20 protein-coding genes and 1 other RNA gene are annotated in these 20,792 nt (G+C 23.0%); 7 read left to right on the top strand and 14 right to left on the bottom strand.

All coding sequences use genetic code 4. The features are described from left to right. From M0D11_RS00540 to dnaA, 14 genes are all read right to left on the bottom strand, one after another. On the bottom strand, positions 1-966 hold the full coding sequence (locus M0D11_RS00540; RefSeq protein ID WP_252319072.1) for a DNA polymerase III delta subunit-related protein: 966 nt from the start codon (positions 964-966) through the stop codon (positions 1-3). Next, the gene (tmk, locus tag M0D11_RS00535) at positions 953-1,627 is read right to left on the bottom strand and encodes a dTMP kinase (RefSeq protein ID WP_252319070.1); all 675 of its coding nucleotides are present in this window, start codon (positions 1,625-1,627) and stop codon (positions 953-955) included. Before tmk ends, M0D11_RS00540 begins: the two co-directional genes overlap by 14 nt. A 38-nt stretch (positions 1,628-1,665) precedes the next feature. Continuing rightward, positions 1,666-1,935 carry a YbaB/EbfC family nucleoid-associated protein gene (locus tag M0D11_RS00530; RefSeq protein ID WP_210368440.1) on the bottom strand — a complete coding sequence of 90 codons (270 nt, stop codon included), beginning with the start codon at positions 1,933-1,935 and terminating at the stop codon, positions 1,666-1,668. A gap of 18 nt (positions 1,936-1,953) precedes the next feature. Continuing rightward, on the bottom strand, positions 1,954-3,720 hold the full coding sequence (dnaX, locus tag M0D11_RS00525) for a DNA polymerase III subunit gamma/tau (protein ID WP_252319067.1): 1,767 nt from the start codon (positions 3,718-3,720) through the stop codon (positions 1,954-1,956). 149 nt (positions 3,721-3,869) lie between these two features. Next, positions 3,870-4,490 (bottom strand): IS1595 family transposase, encoded by a 621-nt coding sequence (locus M0D11_RS00520; RefSeq protein WP_252318950.1) that lies wholly within the window; start codon positions 4,488-4,490, stop codon positions 3,870-3,872. Positions 4,491-4,727: 237 nt separating this feature from the next. Further along, on the bottom strand, positions 4,728-5,180 hold the full coding sequence (locus tag M0D11_RS00515; protein WP_252319061.1) for a nucleoside deaminase: 453 nt from the start codon (positions 5,178-5,180) through the stop codon (positions 4,728-4,730). 24 nt (positions 5,181-5,204) lie between these two features. After that, positions 5,205-5,299, bottom strand: an RNA gene (gene ffs / locus M0D11_RS00510) — signal recognition particle sRNA small type. Positions 5,300-5,369: 70 nt separating this feature from the next. Next, positions 5,370-6,635, bottom strand: a complete 1,266-nt coding sequence (gene serS / locus M0D11_RS00505; RefSeq protein ID WP_252319059.1) for a serine--tRNA ligase — start codon at positions 6,633-6,635, stop codon at positions 5,370-5,372. 16 nt (positions 6,636-6,651) lie between these two features. Then, the gene (gene gyrA / locus M0D11_RS00500) at positions 6,652-9,141 is read right to left on the bottom strand and encodes a DNA gyrase subunit A (RefSeq protein ID WP_252319057.1); all 2,490 of its coding nucleotides are present in this window, start codon (positions 9,139-9,141) and stop codon (positions 6,652-6,654) included. A 31-nt stretch (positions 9,142-9,172) separates the two neighbouring features. Beyond that, positions 9,173-11,095: a DNA topoisomerase (ATP-hydrolyzing) subunit B gene (gyrB, locus tag M0D11_RS00495; protein WP_368862525.1), complete on the bottom strand. Its 1,923-nt coding sequence runs from the start codon at positions 11,093-11,095 to the stop codon at positions 9,173-9,175. Positions 11,096-11,334: 239 nt separating this feature from the next. Further along, a complete protein-coding gene (locus M0D11_RS00490; protein ID WP_252319056.1) occupies positions 11,335-11,625 on the bottom strand; it encodes a hypothetical protein in 291 nt (96 codons plus the stop codon). Continuing rightward, complete coding sequence (locus M0D11_RS00485; RefSeq protein ID WP_252319052.1) at positions 11,609-12,367, bottom strand: SGNH/GDSL hydrolase family protein; 759 nt, start codon at positions 12,365-12,367, stop codon at positions 11,609-11,611. The genes M0D11_RS00490 and M0D11_RS00485 overlap by 17 nt, the downstream gene beginning before the upstream one ends. 57 nt (positions 12,368-12,424) lie before the next feature. After that, positions 12,425-13,612 (bottom strand): DNA polymerase III subunit beta, encoded by a 1,188-nt coding sequence (gene dnaN, locus M0D11_RS00480; RefSeq protein ID WP_252319050.1) that lies wholly within the window; start codon positions 13,610-13,612, stop codon positions 12,425-12,427. A 182-nt stretch (positions 13,613-13,794) separates the two neighbouring features. After that, the gene (gene dnaA, locus M0D11_RS00475; protein WP_252319048.1) at positions 13,795-15,174 is read right to left on the bottom strand and encodes a chromosomal replication initiator protein DnaA; all 1,380 of its coding nucleotides are present in this window, start codon (positions 15,172-15,174) and stop codon (positions 13,795-13,797) included. A gap of 267 nt (positions 15,175-15,441) precedes the next feature. Here dnaA and rpmH point away from each other — a divergent pair, with 267 nt between their 5' ends. Genes rpmH through M0D11_RS00440 form a run of 7 tightly spaced genes read left to right on the top strand, consistent with a single transcriptional unit; the run spans position 15,442 to position 20,574 of the window. Next, entirely contained in the window at positions 15,442-15,576 is a 135-nt protein-coding gene (gene rpmH / locus M0D11_RS00470; protein WP_252319046.1) for a 50S ribosomal protein L34, read from the top strand. 29 nt (positions 15,577-15,605) lie between these two features. Beyond that, a complete protein-coding gene (gene rnpA / locus M0D11_RS00465) occupies positions 15,606-15,935 on the top strand; it encodes a ribonuclease P protein component (protein WP_252319042.1) in 330 nt (109 codons plus the stop codon). Positions 15,936-15,948: 13 nt separating this feature from the next. Continuing rightward, positions 15,949-17,130, top strand: a complete 1,182-nt coding sequence (yidC, locus tag M0D11_RS00460; RefSeq protein ID WP_252319041.1) for a membrane protein insertase YidC — start codon at positions 15,949-15,951, stop codon at positions 17,128-17,130. Between the two features lie 25 nt (positions 17,131-17,155). After that, complete coding sequence (locus M0D11_RS00455; protein WP_252319040.1) at positions 17,156-17,749, top strand: Jag family protein; 594 nt, start codon at positions 17,156-17,158, stop codon at positions 17,747-17,749. A 50-nt stretch (positions 17,750-17,799) separates the two neighbouring features. Then, complete coding sequence (gene mnmE / locus M0D11_RS00450) at positions 17,800-19,155, top strand: tRNA uridine-5-carboxymethylaminomethyl(34) synthesis GTPase MnmE (protein ID WP_252319038.1); 1,356 nt, start codon at positions 17,800-17,802, stop codon at positions 19,153-19,155. A 17-nt stretch (positions 19,156-19,172) separates the two neighbouring features. Then, on the top strand, positions 19,173-20,018 hold the full coding sequence (locus M0D11_RS00445; protein ID WP_174481418.1) for a TatD family hydrolase: 846 nt from the start codon (positions 19,173-19,175) through the stop codon (positions 20,016-20,018). Next, positions 19,993-20,574 carry a DJ-1 family glyoxalase III gene (locus tag M0D11_RS00440; protein ID WP_252319031.1) on the top strand — a complete coding sequence of 194 codons (582 nt, stop codon included), beginning with the start codon at positions 19,993-19,995 and terminating at the stop codon, positions 20,572-20,574. The genes M0D11_RS00445 and M0D11_RS00440 overlap by 26 nt, the downstream gene beginning before the upstream one ends. Positions 20,575-20,792: the final 218 nt, after the last annotated feature.

Raw genomic sequence — 20,792 nt, 5'->3', positions numbered from 1 at the left:
TTAATTATCACTTACCTTAATAAGAAAAGAATTTATTAATAAATTTAAGTTAACATTAAATTTTAATTTAGTAATTGTAAATGAAATTTGTTCTAAAATATAGGCTATGTTTTTTAAATTACTATTTTTTCATAAATTAACTAAACTTTCAATAAAAAAATTATTAAAATCATACTTTTTAAATAAAAGAAAAGTTAATTTATTAAAAACTACTAAATTAAAAAATCTAAAAAAGTAAATAATTTCTTCTTTTAAACTAATTATTTTTTTATTCAAAAGTTGATTGTTAACTTTTTTATCATTATCATTAATAATAAATTGTTTAATAATTTCAATATATTTTTTTAATTTAAGTTTACTGCTTTCATCTGTCAAAAAAGTAGTATTTGAAAATATTTTTAAAATTAATAATTGTTCATCATCATAATCGTTACTAACAAATATATCATTTTCTTTTGAACAATTTATCAATTGACAACGAGATTTAATAGTAGGGAGTATTTGATTAATATTAGTGGTAGTAAAAATTACATAAATATTTTTAGATAATTCTTCTAAAGTTTTAAGCATAACATTTGAGGCTGAAGTTGAAGAAAATTCAATTTGATTTATTAAATAAATTTTATTAGCATCTTTTTCTAAATTAGTTTTAGAAAAATCATTAATAATTTCTAAAACAATATTTTTATTCATAATATTATTTTTACTAAAATCAAATTTTTTAAAATCAAAATAACTATTAGTTTTAATTTTAAAACAATTTTGACACATATTTTCTTCAGTACATTTTTTTAATTGATTATTATTCTTACAAACAATTTTTTTTATTAACTTATTACTAACATTTATATTTAATATTTTATTTTTCGAATACAATAAAATTACCTGTGGAATATTTTCCATTGCAAAAATAGAAAAATTTTCTGATTCTTCATTTTCAAATAAAATTACATTATTTTCCTTCATTAGATCCTCTAATTTTAATTTTTTTTTCTTTAAAACCTTTTTCTTCAACTAAATTTATGATTAGTTCATAAACACTATTAAAAACTTTTTTTTCTGATAAATTAGCATTTATTGTATGAACGCGATTTGGATTACTAATAGCAATTTTTTTATAACCATTATATACTTTTTGATGAAATTCTAATGTTTCTTCATCTAATCTATTCAATTTTTCACCTTTTCTTAATAAAATTCGTTGTAAACCTATTTCTGGTTTAATATCAAATAAAACTGTCAAATCAGGTTGATAATCTTCAAAAATAAGCTTTTGAATAAGATTTATTTTATCAATATCTAAATTTCTAGCATAACCCTGATATGCTAAAGTTGAGTCAGAAAAACGATCAGAAATAATGATTTTATTACTGTTTTTATTTGGCAGAATTTTTTCAATTAAATGTTGTCTTCTAGCTGCAATATAAAGCAAAACTTCTGTTCATGGATCCATTAATGTATTTTCTTTATTTAAAATAACTTGTCTTATTTGTTCAGAAATTTCGCTACCACCTGGTTCTCTCGTAATAATAACATCAAAACCATCTTGTTTTAATTGTTCTTTAATCATTTTTAAAACTGTAGTTTTACCTGCACCTTCTGGCCCTTCAAAGGTAATAAATAACATTTTTCTACCTCTTTCTATGCTAAAATTACTAAACTTTTCTAAAACTTGCCAGCAATATTTTTTTCTTTTTCATCTATTTGTTTTAATGCTTTATTTAGTTCTGTTTGTAGCATATCATTAATACTTGAATAATCATTTTCTGCTTCTTTTAATAATCCTTCAATATTAATTGAAACTAGTTTACGTCCACCTGTTATAATAATTTTAACTAAACCATCAATATCAGAAAAAGTAAATTCTTCTTTTTTAAATTTTGTTAACTTTCCTTGAATTGCTTGTGCTTGTGCTAACATTCTTTTCATATCCATATTTTTCACCTCATATTTTTATATTTCTTCAATTTCAGTAAATATTTTTTTTATAAAATTTAAAGTCGGATCTCTATCTACATTGGTAAATGACTCAATTACAGGTTTTGATATTACAATATCTACTGGTTTTGGTAATATTTTTTTTGTTAGTAACTCTTGATATTTTTTTCTTGTTTCCTGTCATTGATTTTTATCAAGGGCATAAATCATGTATTCATTTTCTAATAAAATATTTAAAAATTCTCTATGTTCTTTACTTAAAAAACTTTGATTTATTAAATCAGATTGAATAATATTTTTGGTAATAATAATAATGCCATTAGTAGATGCTGCCGCAATAATAGTATTTATATAAACTTTAGTTATGTTTCTAAATTTATTATCATTAATAAATTTAGAAATATTTTTTCACTTTTCACTAACTTCTTTTCTAATATTTTTATCAGCTTGTAAAATTAAATTAATGGATTTATCAATTATCTCATCATTTTTTAAATTTTTCACAGTTGGTACATTAAAAATTTCTTTTTCTTTAATACTAGTATTTTCTTCTTTTACTAAAATTGAAGTTAATTCTTCATTATTTTTATCTATTTCGCTTTTTTTTAAAATTTTTGTTATTTCATCTTTACTATTTAAATTTATACTTTTATTTTCTATATTCATAATAGATATTTTTGTTTTTTCTAAATAATTTAATGAATATTTATTCTCAAAATTTTTAATTAAATTTAATATTTTTAGTATTAATGTTGGTTTTAAATCATCAACATCTTCTTGAATTAAAATGTCATTAAATGAATTCAAAATTAAAAGTAAATCAGATTTTACTACTTCAGAAAAAATATTTACTTGTTGAATATTTATCATTTTAAGTAATTCTGTTTTTTTAGTAATAGCATAAATTAATATTTCTTCAAGAATGTAAATAAAATCAATAATATTTTTTTTATATTGAATAGTATATTCATCAAATAATGTTAATTGTTTTATTACTTGCTCAATATTACAATTAAATATATTAATTAAAAATAATATTTTATTTTTTGTTGATAAAACAGAAAATATTTTTTCAACATTTTTAAGTGTTATATTATTACAATAATTAAATGTTTTTTCTAAATAATTTAAACCATCACGTAAAGATCCTTCGCTCAATATTGCTAATTCCTCTACTGCTTCAACCTCAAAATTAATTTTTTCTTTTGTTAAAACATCAATAAAATGTTTTTTAGTTTCATTTACATTAATTTTTTTAAATTCAAATCATAAACAACGAGAAATTATAGTTGGAATTACTTTATATGGTTCTGTTGTTGCTAAAATAAAAATAATATGTTGTGGTGGTTCTTCTAAGGTTTTTAATAATGCGTTAAAAGCAGAAGTTGTTAACATATGAACTTCATCAATAATATAAACTTTATATTTAAAATTCATCGGTAATAAGTTAATATTATCTCTAATACTTCTTATTTCATCAACACCATTATTGGAAGCACCATCAATTTCTAAAATATCAATACAATTATTTGAACTAATGTTTATACAATTTTCACAAGTATTACATGCATCTCCATCAATGTTATTTTGACAGTTAATTGCTTTAGCAAATATTTTAGCCGTTGATGTTTTTCCTGTACCTTTTGAGCCTGAAAATAAATAAGCATGATTAAAACTATTATTTAAAATAGAATTTTTTAATATTCTTACAATATTATCCTGACTAATTATTTCTGAAAAAGAATTTGGTCGATACTTTCTATAAAAAGATTTATGTTTCATTTAAATCACCTATATTTATCCTAACAATTTTTTATAAAATTTGTTATAAAAACAATTATTATAAAGGCTTTTCTCCCTTTATGTACTATTTTTAAATTTTATCACATAAATGCTGAGAAAAGCCTATCTACGGACTTCTCCCCACATTTTTAAATCAAACATAGCATTACAATTTCAAAACTAGGTATCTTATTGAATTTATATGCAGCTTCTTTTGCATATAAATGAACATGATGTTTTGCAACTTTGATATGTGTTTTAAATGTTCTTCTTATATGTTTTCAAACTGATTCAATTTGGTTGGTATTTACACCAGTTTTTGAAACATAGCTATCTTGATGATTGACTGTTTCATGCTTAGTGAAAACCGATTTAAAATCGCAATATCCTTTTCAAAAATCAGTATGTACATGACACTTTGAAGAAATGTGGTTTCTTGCAAACTGCAAAAGATTTTTACTTTTTGCATTTTTCAATACTTTCACAATTAATTTATTGGTTGTTTTTTCATAAATACCAACAATCAAGGTTTTATTCACCAAGGATCTTCCTTGTTTTTTAAAACCCATATGTGAAAGATACATTTCATCCATTTGCACTATGCCCTCAACAATAAATTGTGATTCTTGTTTGGCAATACAAGTTCTGATTTTATGACCCATTCTTCAAGCAGTTTTCAAAGTTACCCCCAATTCTTTTGCAACATCAGTTGATGGAATTCCATGTTTGGTGTTTATTCATCTAAAGATGAGATAAAACCAAGATTTCAAAGGTATTTGTGACTTGTAAAAAATGGTGCCATGAAGAATACTAAATGTTTGATGACATTTCAAACATCTTATTCTTCTTAAATCAGAAGTATTCAAATTTGTTCAATAACACCTGATACATTTATTTTCCTTCAAACTTACTATATATTTCAAACAATCTTGTTCTGTTTGAAAAGTATTGTTGAACTCATTCAATTTCATTGTTTCCTCCACAAGTACATGTGGGGAGAAGTCCGATTATAAATTACGAATTTCTCCAAAAAAACTTTGTAACATTTCTTTACTATCTAAGTTTAAAGAATAAGTATATTCACTACGATGATTAAATTTTTTATCTAATGTTAAATTATAGAGTGATTCAACGCATCCAAACTTACTATCTTTTAAAGCAAAAACAATATGTTTTATTCTTGTTTGTAACAAAGCCCCTACACACATTAAACATGGTTCTAATGTTGTATAAATAGTACAATTTAATAAACGTCAATTATTAATTTTTTTACATGCTTTTTTTATTGCAATAATTTCCGCATGTTGAGTTGGATCTTTGTCTTTTTCCTTTTTGTTAAATCCTCTACCAATAATATTATCATTTTCATCAACAATAATTGCACCAATTGGAACATCACCATTAATAGCAGCTTTTTTAGCAAGCTTTAAGGCAATTTCCATATAATTTTGTTTTTTCATTTAAAGAAACCTCTTTTTTATTTTTCAAAATAAAACCACCGCACACAATCCTAATCCTTATGGCTGCTACCTTTCGGTCCTGACCCGGTTCGAATGTAATTGTTGCAGTGGCATTATTAATTATAACAATTTTTTTATAAAAAAATACATTTTTTTTAATTTATAATGTTTCACGTGAAACATTATAAATTAAATAGTTTTTAAATTATTCATATAAGGTTGTAAAACAATAGGTATATTTACAACATTATCTTCTTCAACATAAAAATTTTCTAAAATTGCTGCAACAACTCGATCAATAGCTAATCCCGATCCATTTAGTGTATGTGGAACTATTTTCTTATTATCTTGACTAACTCTAGTTTCCATTCTTCTTGCTTGAAAATCTTCACAATTACTACATGAAGAAACTTCACGATAACACATTTGAGAAGGTAATCATAATTCTAAATCATAAGTTTTAGCAGCACTAAAACCAATATCACCACTACATAAATTAATAACTCTATAAGGAATATCTAATTTTTGTAAAATTAATTCAGCATTATTAGTTAACTCTTCAAGGGCATCATAAGATTTTTCAGGATCAACAATTTGAACCAATTCTACTTTATTAAATTGATGTAATCTAATTATTCCTCTTGTATCTCTACCAGCAGAACCCACTTCTGAACGAAAACATGGTGTATAAGCACACATTTTTATTGGTAATTCAGAAAAATTAATAATTTCATTACGATAAATATTTGTTAAAGGAACTTCTGCTGTTGGAATTAAATACTGTTCGTTATTTAATTGAAATAAATCATCTTTAAATTTAGGAAGTTGCCCTGTACCAAATAAGTTTTCTTTATTAATAATTAATGGTGGTAAAAATTCAGAATAACCATTTTTTAAATGAGAATCAATCATAAAATTCATTAATGCTCTAACTAATAAAGCACCTTTATTTTTATACATAATAAATCTAGTACCACTTAATTTAGTTGCTTTTGAAAAATCAATTATATTTAACTTTTCAGCAATTTCTCAGTGTGGTTTACTATTTTTTTTAATAACTTTCCCTCATTTTCTAACTTCTTGATTATTAGTTTCATCGTTTCCTTGTGGAACTGAAAAATGTGGTATATTAGGAATTACTAACTGTAATTCATATATTTTATCTTCTAAATCTACAATTTTTAAATTATTTTTTATAATTTTTTCTTTTAAAATAATCATATCATCTTTAATTTTTTTTATTTGATCATTTTTTTTATTTTTTAATAATTCACCAATTTGTTTAGACTGCTTATTTCTTGTTTCTTCTAATTTTTGATTTTTTGTTTTTAAAGTTCTTATTTCTAAATCTAAATTAAAAATTTTATTTATTTCATTTTTATAACTTTGGCCCCTTGTTTCTATTTTATTAATAGTTTTTTCCAAATTATTACGTATTTTTTCTATATCAATCATTTTAGCACCTCTTAAATTAATCAATAAAAATAGTTTTTTCTTTAGTGATTGGGATTGTTACAATTGAAGAAATTGCATCATCTTCTGTTTTAAATCTAATTAATTTAACACCTATAGTATTTCTACTTGTAGTTCTTATATCTTCTAAAGAAAATCTAATAACTGTACCTTTTAAAGTCATAATTAATAAATCATTACTATTATTAGTGTTATTTATTGAATTTATACCAATTAATTTTCCTGTTTTTTGAGCTAATTTCATAGAAATTACACCCTTACCACCACGATTTGCTAAACGATATTCTTCAAATCGTGATATTTTTCCATAACCTTTCTCACTAATAGAGACAACTAAATCACCATCTTGATTAGAACACATTCCAATTACATGAGTACCTTTTGTATCTATTCCTTTTACTCCGCTGGCTATTCTTGACATTACTCTAACTTGATTTTCATTGATTCTAACTGCTCGTCCATTAGCCACAGCAATAATTATTTCATTATTACCTGTAGTTTTCAGAACATCTACTAATTGATCATTTGAACGCAATTTAATAGCTATCTTACCATTTTGGTAAATAGATTTAAATTGATCTAAAGTTGAACGTTTAATAATTCCTTTTTTAGTAACAAAAAATAAATTAGCATTTATATCATAATCTTCTGATATAGCAATTATTGTTTTAATAGTCTCATTTTTTTCTGTTGCTATTAAATTAACAATTGGTGTTCCTTTAGCTGTTCTTGAATAATTTGGTACCTTATGAGCACGAATTCGATAAACTTTTCCTTTATTACTAAATATTAACAAATCAGAATGAGTTGAAGTAATTAAAACTTTATCAATATCATCAGTATTAATATCAGTGCCACCAGCACCTTTAACACCAACACCACCACGATGTTGAGTTCTATATGTATCTAAAGGTAAACGTTTAATATAACCACTTTTTGAAAGCGTTATAACCACCTGTTCTTCTTTAATTAAAGCTTCATCAATAATTTCACCTTCATAATTTTCAATAATTTCAGTTCTTCTATCATCACCATAATTTTCTTTAATTGTTGTTAACTGAGAAATCATTAATTCTATTTGCTTAGAAGGTTCATTAATTAAAGTTCTTAATCGAATAATTTCTTCATTAATAAATGATAATTCATTATTTAATTTTTCTTGTTCTAAATCTGTTAAACGTTGCAGTTTCATTTCTAAAATAGCTTTAGCTTGTTTTTCAGAAAATTCAAATTTATTCTGTAAATTAGTTAATGCTTCTTCTGTTTTCTTTGATTCCTTAATTATTTTAATAATTTCATCAATATTTTGTAATGCTTTAACAAGACCAAAAATAATATGATATTGATGTTCATATTTTTTTAATTCAAAATTAGACTTATTAAGAATAATTTCAATTTGATGTTCAATATAAATTTCAATCATTTCTTTTAAATTCATTACTTTAGGTTGTTTATTATGTAATGCTAATAAATTTATTGTGAATGTTGTTTGTAATGAAGTAAATTTATATAGTTGATTTAAAATAAGTTCAGCATAATCAATATTTTTAATTTCTAATACTAATCTTATTCCTTCACGATTAGATTCATCTCGCAAATCAGTTATATAATTTACTTTTTTTTCTTGAACTGCTTTAACTATATTATTTATTAAATTAGTTTTATTAGTTTGATAAGGTATTTCTTCAACAATAATTGCAGGTTTACCATTTGATAATTTTTCAACTTTAGTTTTACTACGAACTGTTATTGTTGATCTTCCGTTTAAATAAGCATTTTTAAATGAATTTACGCCTAAAATCATTGCACCTGTAGGAAAATCAGGTCCTTTAACAATATCTAATATTTCCATAATATCACAATCAGGATTGTGAGCTACAAAAATAATTGCATCAACTATTTCTCTTAAGTTATGTGGTGGAATACTTGTTGCCATTCCAACAGCAATACCTGTTGTTCCATTAACTAATAAATTAGGAAAATAAGCTGGTAAAACACTAGGCTCTTTTTCAGCACCATCATAATTTTCAACAAAAGTAACTGTATTTTTATTTAAATCTTTAACCAACTCTCCTGCCATTTTACTCATTCTAACTTCAGTATATCTCATAGCAGCAGCACTATCACCATCAATTGAACCAAAATTACCTTGGCCATCAGCTAAAGGATAACGATAATTAAATTCTTGTGCCATTCTTACCATTGTTTCATAAACTGCAATATCACCATGAGGATGAAATTTTCCAATACATTCTCCAACAATACGTGCTGCTTTTTTATAAGGTTTATCATATGTCATACCTAAAATTGCTAAAGAATATAAAATTCGACGATGTACTGGTTTCAATCCATCTCTTGCATCTGGTAAAGCTCTTGAAACAATAACTGACATTGAATATTCTAAAAAACTAGTTCTCATTTCATCAGATATATTACGAACATATTTATTAGAAATAAATGTTTCATTTTTTTTAGTTATTTCGCTCATATATAAACTCCTAATTTTATTTTATTAACTTTTAAGCATCAATGTTTTTTACATATTTAGCATTTTCTTGAATAAATTCTTTTCGTGGAAATACATCTTTCCCCATCAATATTGAAAAAGTTTCATCTGCTTCTGAAGCATCATCAATACTTACTTGTAATAAAATTCTATGTTGTGGATCCATAGTTGTTTCTCATAATTGTGTGGCATTCATTTCTCCTAAACCTTTATAACGTTGAATGTTAAAATTAGTTCCATTAAAATTATCTTTAATTTCTTGCAATTCTTGATCATTATATGCATATTTAACAAATTTACCACTATAAAATTTATATAAAGGAGGCTGAGCTATATATATATAACCAGCATCAATTAAGGGACGCATGTAACGATAAAAAAATGTTAATAATAATGTTTTAATATGTGAACCGTCAACATCAGCATCAGTCATAATAATAATTTTATGATAACGTAATTTAGTAATATTAAATTCTTTACCAACACCACAACCAAAGGAAATAATAAGATTATTTATTTCTTCGTCAGAAAAAACTTTTAAAAGTCGTGCTTTTTCAACATTAATTATTTTCCCTCTTAATGGTAAAATTGCTTGAATTTCTCTACTTCTTCCCAACTTTGCAGTTCCACCAGCTGACTCACCTTCGACAAGAAAAACTTCTGTTTTAGTTGGATCTTTAGAAGAACAATCTGCTAATTTACCAGGTAAATTAGAAAATTGTAAAGGATTTTTTCTCGAAGTCATAATATTCTCACGTGCTTTTTTAGATGCTAAACGTGCACTTACTGATAAAATAACTTTGTTAATAATAATTTTTGCTTCAGCAGGGTTTTCCAATAAAAATTTATTAATTATTTTTCCAGTTACATTAGAAACAATTTTTCTAACTTCAGAATTACCAAGTTTTGTTTTAGTTTGCCCTTCATATTGTGGATTAGGATGTTGAACTGAAATAATTGCTAAAATTCCTTCTTTAACATCATCACCAGTAAATGTTTCATCATTATTTTTTAAAAGATTATTTTTTTTCGCATAAGAATTCAATTCTCTTGTTAATGCTAAACGAAAACCATCTTCATGTGTTCCACCTTCAGGTGTATTAATATTATTACAAAATGAAAATATTTGAGATTCTTCACTTTCATTATATTGAAAAGCTATTTCTGTGTTTATACCATTTATTTCAAACTCTCCATAAATAATTTCATGTTTTAAAGGTTCAAATTTATTATTTAAAAAGGCAACATATTCTTTAATGCCCCCTTCATAACAAAAAGTTTCTTCTTTATTTTCACGTTCATCAATAACTTGAATAGTTAAACCTTTATTTAAAAAAGCAAGTTGTCTTAACCTTGTTTTAATTATTATAAAACTAAAATTTACAGTTTCAGTAAAAATACTTTCATCAGGTTTAAATAAAACAGTTGTTCCTTTTTTATCACTTTGTCCAATAACTGCCAATGGTAATTCTGGTTTACCACCTTCAATATATTTTTGAAAAAAAATATTACCATCACGGTAAATAGTAACTTCCAAATACTTACTTAAAGCATTTACTACTGAAGCACCAACACCATGCAAACCACCTGATACTTTATAAGAACCATTATCAAATTTTCCACCAGCATGTAATGTAGTAAAAACCGTTTCTACTGTTGAAATATTAGTCTTTGGATGTATATCAGTAGGAATACCTCGACCATTATCTTTTACTAATATTTCATTATTTTTAGTAATAGTTACAGAAATTTTTGTACAAAAACCGGCAATAACTTCATCAACAGCATTATCAACTATTTCTCAAACTAAGTGATGTAATCCTCTTTCTGCAGTGGAACCAATATACATTCCAGGTCGTTTTCTAACTGCTTCTAGTCCTTTTAAAACTTGAATTGAGTTAGCATTATAATCATTTGGAGTCCTTGTGCTCACTATTTTCACTCTCTTTCATCATTAAATATTTTCATTAATTTAATAATGAAAATATTTAAAATTTCAAAAATAAATTCAAAAAAAGACTTTTTATTCTTTAAAATAAGCATATTATTTTACATTTTATGTATAAATTATACATTTTTTTTGATTTAAAACAACATAATTTTTTTAAAAGAAAAATTAAAAAATCTTTATTCAAAAATAATAAATTACTTTTTTAAAAATATTTAACAAAAAATCTATTTAAAATTTTCTATTAAATTAATAATACTATTTGCCATTTGTTGATGAAATCACATACCTGGATGAAACTCATCAAAATAAAAATATTTATTTAAATTACTTTCATTAACTCCAGAATTAAAAACTGGTTTATAAGAATATTTTGTTTCTTTAGACATCATTTTACAAATTGTAGCACTAGTTTCAACAATTCCATCTGGAATTTTATTTTTAAAATTATTCATATCAGTTGCTAATTCTCTTGAAAGAAAAAAAGGTGTAATAATATTTTTATAAATTATTTTCATTTCTAATATCATTTTTTTTTCATCGTTTTTGATATTCAATACATGTTTTACGTGCTATTTGTATTTTTTGTTGATTATTATGTAATATCTTTTTAATTTTTGGTGTTAATGTTAAGTCAGGAACATCACTAATAATAATTTTATTTGCACCATTTTTAATTAATAATTTTATTGCTTTTTTTTCTTCATTTATTACATTATTAATCTTACTGTTAATAATAATAGGATCTGTTTTATTCATTAAATTACCAATATCATTAGCTCCCATTTCTATTCAAATAACATCTTTTTTTTGTAAAGAATGTTGTAGTAACAACATTTGTGTTTGATGAGACAAATCAAAAGTTTTAATAATATCTAAATTATTATCACTGCTATCAGCAACTTCTCCTCCATAAGCATAATTATTACCCAAACTTTGAAATGTTTTACCATTGATGTTAAATAATCACCCAGGTTTAAAATTAATATTTAATTTTTCAGCAATTAATTGTGAAGCTACTTTATTATTACTTCAACAATTATTATAATAAGGTTTATCTAATTGAAAATGTTTAAATTTACTATTACTATTTTCTAAATATTGATTTTGTGCAAATGTTCCTGCACCAGTATCTGATAAACTATCTCCTAAAACATAAAATTCACTAATACTATCTTGCTTATTTTTACAAGCAATTATATTTAAATTAGTAAAAATTAAAATAGTAAACATACTTAACAATTGTAATTTCTTCTTCATTATTTTTTACCTTTTCTTAGCTTATTAATTAAAAATAACTATTTTAGTTATATCATATTATTTTTCTCCAATTGGTAAAACTAGTTGTAATAACCCAGTTTCTTCTTCACTATCAATAATTGTATAATTTTTTGGTCAAGAAATTTTCAAATTTACTTTTTTACATTTATTAAAAGATTTTAAAGCATTAATAATTAATTTTGAATTAAAAACTACTTTTATTTCTTCTTTTAAACTTTTAGATTTCACAATATGAAATTTTTTAAATTGTTCAATTACTTCACCTATACTATCATTATTAGATAAACAATTAATTTTAAAATCATTTTTTTCCACATTGATTCAAAATTGAATCATAGGTGAAGTATCTTTTTTTGCTAAAATTATTGATAATTCAATAATTTTTAAAAATTCTCTAACGTTATTAATTTCAATAATATTTTTTTCTTTTTCTATAATATTTTTAATAATATCATCCGTATTTGGATAAGTACCTTCAATCATTCGTGTTTGAAATAAAAAATTTTCAATTTCAATAATTAAATTATAATCATTTTCAAAATAAAAATTTATATTTGAATTTAAATCACTAGTAATTTTATCAATTTCATTTAATAAATGAACTGGAATATTAAACTCTTTATTACTAAATTCTAATTTTTCTTCAAAAGAAAATCACTTTTTTGCTAAACAATATCCATCAGTTGCTGTAACAAATAACTTTTGATCATTAAATTTAAAATTAATTCCACTTAATGCTGGTTTATTATTGTTTGTATTTGTTGCAAAAGCAATTTGTTCATTTATATTTTGTAACAAACTTTTATTAAAAGATACTTTATTTTTAATATTTTTATTAAAGTTAATTTTTGGAAATTTTTCAATTGTCAACGTACTTAGTTTGAAGATAAAATCATTATTATCATTTTTAAAATTACTAATGATTAAGTTATTAATTTTAAGTTCAAATAAAATTCATTCATCTTCTAATTTACTAAAAATATCATAAATAATTTTAGTATTAATTAATACTGAACCAATATTTAATATTTTTAAATATTTTTCATTATTATTTAGTTCATATTTTAATGATAAATTACCATTAGATGCGGTTAATATTATTTTTTCTTTTTCAACTTCTAATAAAAAACAAGATAATTCTTCATAATTGTTATTAGAAATTGTTATTTTTATTATTTTTTTTATTATTTTGAATAATATAGAACTTTTGATTTCGATTTTCATAAATATCTCCCATTTTTAAACATTAATAATTAATTATATATTATATATATATTAATTACTATTATTTATTTAATTATTAATAATATTACAATGTGGATTAATGTGAATAACTAATTTTAACTTATAAAATCAGTAAAAAATCAGGATTTTATAAGTTAATAATTTATGATTAAAATAGTGGATTAATTGTGTTTTAAACATTCACGTGATAATCTTTCAATATTTTTTTTAAATTCATAATTAGTTTCAATATTTTTTTTAATTTTGTTATAAGCATTCATTACTGTTGTATGATCTTTACCTCCAAATTCAGAACCAATTTTTGTATATGATTCATTTAAAAGTGTTTTTATTAAATACATTGCTACATGGCGTGCTATTGTTATCGTTTTAACTCTAGAAGTACTAATCAATAATTTGATTGGAATATTATAATATTCAGATACAATTGTTTTAATTTTTTTAATAGTTAGTTTTTCTTTTAATGAAGTATTTGATGTTTTAAAAGCTTTCATAACGTCTTCAAGCACTATTAAATGATTAGGCTTTATATATAAAATGCTATAAAAAATTAATCTATTTAATGCTCCTTCTAATTTTCTAACATCACTATTAAAATTTAAAGCAATAAAACTTAAAGATTCTTCAGTAAAAATGCTTGGATCATAATTTAAAGACTTAATTTTTTCTTTTAAAATAATTAATGAAGTTTCAAAATCTGGTGAATCAATACCAACACTTAAACCACTTTGAAATCTTGAAACATTTCTTTCTTCAAAACCATATAAATCATCAGGATGTTTATCTGATGTAATAACAATTTGTTTTTGTTTGTTAACAAAACTATTAAATATATGAAAAAATATTTCATTTGTTTTACTACGATTAGCTAAAAATTGAATATCATCAACTAGAAGAACATCGTATTGATTAAATGAATCTTTAAATTTTTCAATATCATTAACATTTTGTTTAATAATTTCTGGTACCATACGACCAAATTCTTCAGAAGATAAGTAAAGTACTTTTTTTTGATTATTATATTTTGTTAGTATTTCATTTTCAATAGCATGAAGTAAATGTGTTTTTCCTAATCCAGAATTACCATAGATAAATAAGGGATTTCAATACCTACCAAGTTCTATGGTAATTGAAAATGCTGCTTGATAAGCATCGTTATTTGATTCACCTTTAACAAAGTTATTAAATTGAAATTGTTTTTTAATTTGTTGCAATTTATTAAATTCAACAAAATCTTTTTCTACATATATTTTTTGTTTCTTTGCTTCATTAAGTTCTAAAAATTCAATTTGAAGATTTTGTTGAATAATTCTTTCCAAAATTTCTTTAACTTTAAATGTTATATTTTTAGTTAAAATTTCTTTTGCAAATAGTGAATCAACAATAATTAAACATTTATTTTCAAAAATATCATAAATATAAGTGTTTTTAATATAGTTATTAAAAATACTTGGATCAATCATTTCATCATATTGAAGAAAATTTCTAACTTTATTTCAAATATTTTGAAAGTTTTCTCGTTTATTATCAGTGTCATTCATTTTAAAAACCTCTTTAATTAATATAATTATTGTGGATAAATTGTGGATTAATGTTGATAACTTTTTTATAATTATAATCTGTATTATACTTTTAAAAAAAAATAAAAAAAAATAATATTTATTATTTAATATTATAAATGATTTATTTTTTTGTTAAACTAATATTGTTTTTATTAAAAATAAACAGAATAATTTGTTAAGATATAAATATTATGTTAGAATACTCTTAATGATTTTTTATTAGAATTTTAAAAAAAGGAGAAAAAAATGAAACCGACATATCAACCAAGTAAGAGAAAACATCAAAAAACTCATGGTTTTTTTGCAAGAATGAAATCTGTGACAGGGATTAATGTTATTAAAAGAAGACGTCAAAGAGGACGTAAAAAATTAACAGCATAGTTTAAAAAATAAAATAAGGTGAACAAAATATGGAAAAAAAATACCGCCTTTTGAAAAATCATCATTTTAAATATTTAATTAATGAAGGAAAAAGTATTTCAAATGGTCAATTTTTTATCTATTATATGAATAGAGTAGATTTTGAAACTATACGAGTAGGTGTATCAGTAGGAAAAAAACTAGTTCGTTTTGCTTTTGCACGTAATAAGATTAAACGTCAAGTACGAGGAATGTTAGTAGATATTAAAAAAGATTGACCAGTAGATATAGTAATTATGATTAGAAAAAATTATTTATCTAATACATATGAAGAAAATCTTAGATCTTTATTACATCTTTTAATGAAAATCCCATTATAGGAGAGTAAAATTAATGCAATATAAAAAGTTTTTATTTCCTGAACAACAGAAAAAAAACGTTTGATTAAAAATAACATGAAAATGAACTAAAATTATTTTAGGGACTTTTTTATTGATGTCAACACTTTGAGGTTGCGGTCAGACTATGGGTGATCCTAATGTTGCAACTAGTGATGTTATTTCAGCTTATGATTTTCAAAAATATAATGTAGCGGCTGTTTTTTTTGAATTACTTATTGGTAACAGTGATGTAGCAAAAAATCACATTTTTCATTTTAATGGTAATAATATTTATGAATATGGATTTACAGGGATTAGAACATGAAGTGAAGCTTGAACGCAAACTAAATCACCGTTCTTTGGAATGTTTGTTTATCCAATTGCTTGAATCTTAGTTAGTATTTCTGCTGGATTAAGTGGTGGAGTTGATGTAAATTCAAAATATTGATCAGTAAGTGTTATTTTTGCTATTATTTTTACAACCTTAATTATTAAACTTATTACATTAGTATTTACTTTTAAAGCCCAACAAAATCAGGAAAAAATGCAATCAGTGCAAATGAAAACTTCCGAAATTCAAGCCAAATATAAACATTCACGTGATCCAAGTGCAAAACAAAAACAACAAATGGAATTAATGGCTATTTATAAAAAAGAAGGAATAAATCCAATGGCTGCTTTTATTCCAATGTTTTTATCACTTCCTTTCTTAACAGCTATGTTTACTGTTATGAAATCAACTAATTTATTAAAAAATACTGTTGTTGGTGCTATTAGTTTAGTTGAACAACCATGAACTATGGTTACCCATGGCCAATTTATGTATTTAATAATTATTGTTATATATATACCAACACAATTAGTTTCTATGTTATTACCGATGTTTTTAAATCGTTCACGACAGAAGATTAAAACTAAAGAAGTAAAAGCTGCATTAAAAAAACAAGTTATTATTCAAAGCGTTATGATTTTTATGTTTTTATTTTATGTATGTGTTGCTCCTTCAGGATTAGGCATTTATTGAATTATTTCTGGAATATTACAAATATTTCAAACTCTTGGTTTTCATTACTATAATAAACATAAACGTAGCCGTTATAAAAAAAATGGTACAATTAGTACACCATTTTCAAGTAAGATTAAAAAGATATTTACAAAATCTGAAATAGTTGTTCAACCTAAAAAAAATAAGTAATTTATTATAATGTGGAGAAAAAAAGATGGAAATTAAATCATTTAAAAAAAATATTGATTTAGAAAAAACTATCAAAAATTTACCCCCCAAGACATTTTATATAAAATTAGGTATAGAAAAACGTTTATTTAAAACCATTACTAAAATTTTTATTTTTAACGAAAATGATGTTAAAAATTATTTAAATGATAAATGACATGATTTATTGGAACTTTTTAATATAAAAAATTATCAAGAAGAAATAATATTAAATGGTAATAAATTTTATATTAATATTAATTGTAAAAATGAAAATTCAATTTTAATTGGCAAAAAAGGTTATACAATTAGTGCTTTACAAAATTTACTTATTACTTATTTAGAAACAAAATTTAAAAGAAACTATCAAATAGTAATAAATGTTAATAATTATTTAAATATTCAAAAACAAAATTTAAAAATTAGAATATATGAAATTATAAAAAAAATAAGAATAAGTAAAGAAATGTTTCATTTTGAATCAATGCCTAATAACCAAAGAAAAATTATACATGAAATAGTTAAAAATATTGAAGGAATATCAAGTTTTTCTGAAGCTATAGGTTATAACCGTCATGTAGTAATTAGATTGGAAAATTAGAGTAATCTAAGATTTTAAATCTTAGATTGTTTAAATGAAAAGAGGAAAAAATGTTAAATGATACTATTACTGCAATTGCAACCGCCCCTTTAAATCAAGCAATTAGTATTATTAGAATTTCAGGAAAAGATACTTATGAGCTATTAAATAAGGTTTTTGATAAAGATATTTTAAATCAAAAAGGTCACACTTTAATAACAGGATATATTATTGATCATAATAAGAATAAAATTGATCAAGTTGTTTTGGCATGTTATCGCGCTCCCAAATCTTTTACAGGTGAAGATACAATTGAAATTAATTGTCATGGTGGAGTGCTAATAACACAAAAAATTTTGCAATTATTACTATCTACAGGTATGAGAATGGCAACAAGAGGAGAATTTACGAGAAGAGCTTACTTAAATGATAAAATTGATTTAATTGAAGCAGAAGCTATTAATGATTTAATTATGGCTGAAAATAATACTATTTTAAAAACCGCTATTAATAGTTTAAGTGGTAAAACAAGAATACTAATTGATGAATTATCTTCAGAATTACTAACTTTAATTGCTAATATAACAGTTAATATTGATTATCCTGAATACGATGGGGTTGAGGAAAAAACAATTAATAATGTTATTCCTTTAGTTGAAAAATTTTTAAATAAAATAAAAGTTATTAAAGAACATAGTAAAATTACTAAAACTATAAAAGAGGGAATTAATACAGTTATTATTGGAAAACCTAATGTTGGAAAATCTTCCCTATTAAATGTGCTTTTAAATGAAGATAAAGCTATTGTTTCTAATGAAGAAGGAACAACAAGAGATCTGGTAGAAGGCAAAATTAATTTGGGTGATATTAGTTTAAATTTAATTGATACAGCAGGTATACGTCATACTTTAAATGATATCGAAAAAGCAGGTATTGATAAATCACATAAGGCTTTAAACGAAGCAGATTTAATAATATTAGTACTAGATGGTTCAAAAGATTTAAGTATTGAGGATAAACAATTATTAGAAAAAATAAAACATAAAAATTACCTTATTGCTATTAATAAAACGGATTTAAGGTTAAAATTAAAATTAGACATTAAAAATAATTTTAATGTGGTAAAAGTTAGTGCAATAATGGGCGAAATTGAAAATCTAATTTTAGGAATAAAAAATAAAATTATAACTACTGAAATTAATTTTGATAAAGAATTACTTTTTGCGAATACAAGACAATTAGCATATTTGGATGAAATTGAACTTAGTATTTCAGAAGCATTAAAAGATTTAAAAAAGAATATTTCGATAGACTTAATTATTGTTCACTTACAAACTGCATGAAATAAGATTTTAGAAATGCAAGGTAAAAAATTTGAAACTGATTTATTAGATGAAATTTTTAAAAGATTTTGTTTAGGAAAATAAAAGGGAAGGTAAAATATATGGCTAATAATGGAATTTTTGATACTCATTGTCATTTAATGTCAAAACATTATGATGAAACAGAAATATTAAAATTATTAACTGATGCTTATTCAGCAGGTGATAGTATTGGTAGTATTTGTAATGTTGGTTTTGACTTAAATACTAGTAAGCAAGCTGTTAGTCAAATTTATGAATTTGAGAGTGAAGAAAAAATTCCTAATCTTTATGCAGCTGTAGGTATTCATCCAACAGAAGTAAATACTTGCGATAGTAATACTATTTCAGAATTGAAAAAATTAATAGCAACCGGTAAAGTAGTTGCTATTGGTGAAATTGGATTAGATTATTATCATAAATTTACAGAACCACAATTGCAAAAAAAATGATTTATTGAACAACTAAAATTAGCTAAAGAACATAAATTACCTGTATTATTACATATTCGTAATGCGTTTGAAGATGCTTTTGAAATTATTAAAAAAGAAAATATTACTAATGGTGTTCTTCATTGTTTTACGGGAACAAAAGTAATAGCTGAAAAATTTATAAAACAAGGTTTTTATATTTCTTTTGCAGGTAATGTGACATATAAAAATGCTTTGAAGTTACAAGAGGTAGCAAAAAATATACCAATTAATAAAATATTAGTTGAAACAGATGCGCCATATTTAACTCCTGAACCAAAAAGAGGCAAAAATCCCAAAAATGGATTAACAATTAATCATCCAGAAAATATAATATTTACAGTTAATAAAATAGCTGAATTAAAGAAGATCCCAAAACAAAGTATTATTAATGCAACTAGGGAAAATGCTATTAATGTTTTTAAATTAAATAATGAATTGAAAAGAAATAATGAGTAATAATGAGAAGTTTAAAGTAGCCATTTTTTTAGCAACAGGCTATGAAATGGGTGAAGTAATAATTACTATTGATCTATTAAGAAGGGCTAATATTATTATTGATTTAGTAAGTATTGAAAATGACTTAAAAATCAAATCAAGTCATAATGTTTTTATTTTATGTGAAAAGAAAATCAGTGATATTGATTTGTTAAGTTATAAGATGCTAATTTTACCGGGTGGTAAAATTGGAGTAGAAAACTTAAGCAAAAATGAATTATTAAAATCAATGTTAGTTATTTTTGCTAAAGATAGTAATAAGTTTATTGCTGCTATTTGTGCAGCACCGCAAATTTTAGGGCAATTAAATTTAATAGATAACAAAAAAATTACGCATTATCCAGGCACTAATATTGGTTTAAATAAAAGTATTATTTTAGATGAAAAAGTAGTAGTTGATAATAATATTATAACTGGAAAATCAATTGGTGCTGTATTTGAATTTGGTTTAAAGTTAATTGAAGTTTTAGAAAGTAAAGAAATTAGTGAACAAATTAAAAAACAATTAGTTTTTTAATTTGTATTTTTTTATATAAAGTTAAAGTTATTACTTTTAAAATAGTTAATGGCTTATACTTTTTATACAGTTAAAATAATAATTTTAAATATAAAAAATACATTTTAATCGATAAAAAATATTGTTGACATTTAAAAATGTATTTTTTTATTTTTTTTAAAATAATAATATAATAAGTGTATAAAAAAGGGGGTTTTTATAAAAATGAAAAAATGATT

Origin of the sequence: Spiroplasma endosymbiont of Lariophagus distinguendus, assembly GCF_023846195.1 — a bacterium.
Lineage (GTDB): Bacteria > Bacillota_I > Bacilli_A > Mycoplasmatales > VBWQ01 > Spiroplasma_E.
Note: the sequence above shows the minus strand (reverse complement) of the source record. Positions and strands in the feature narration are given on the sequence as shown.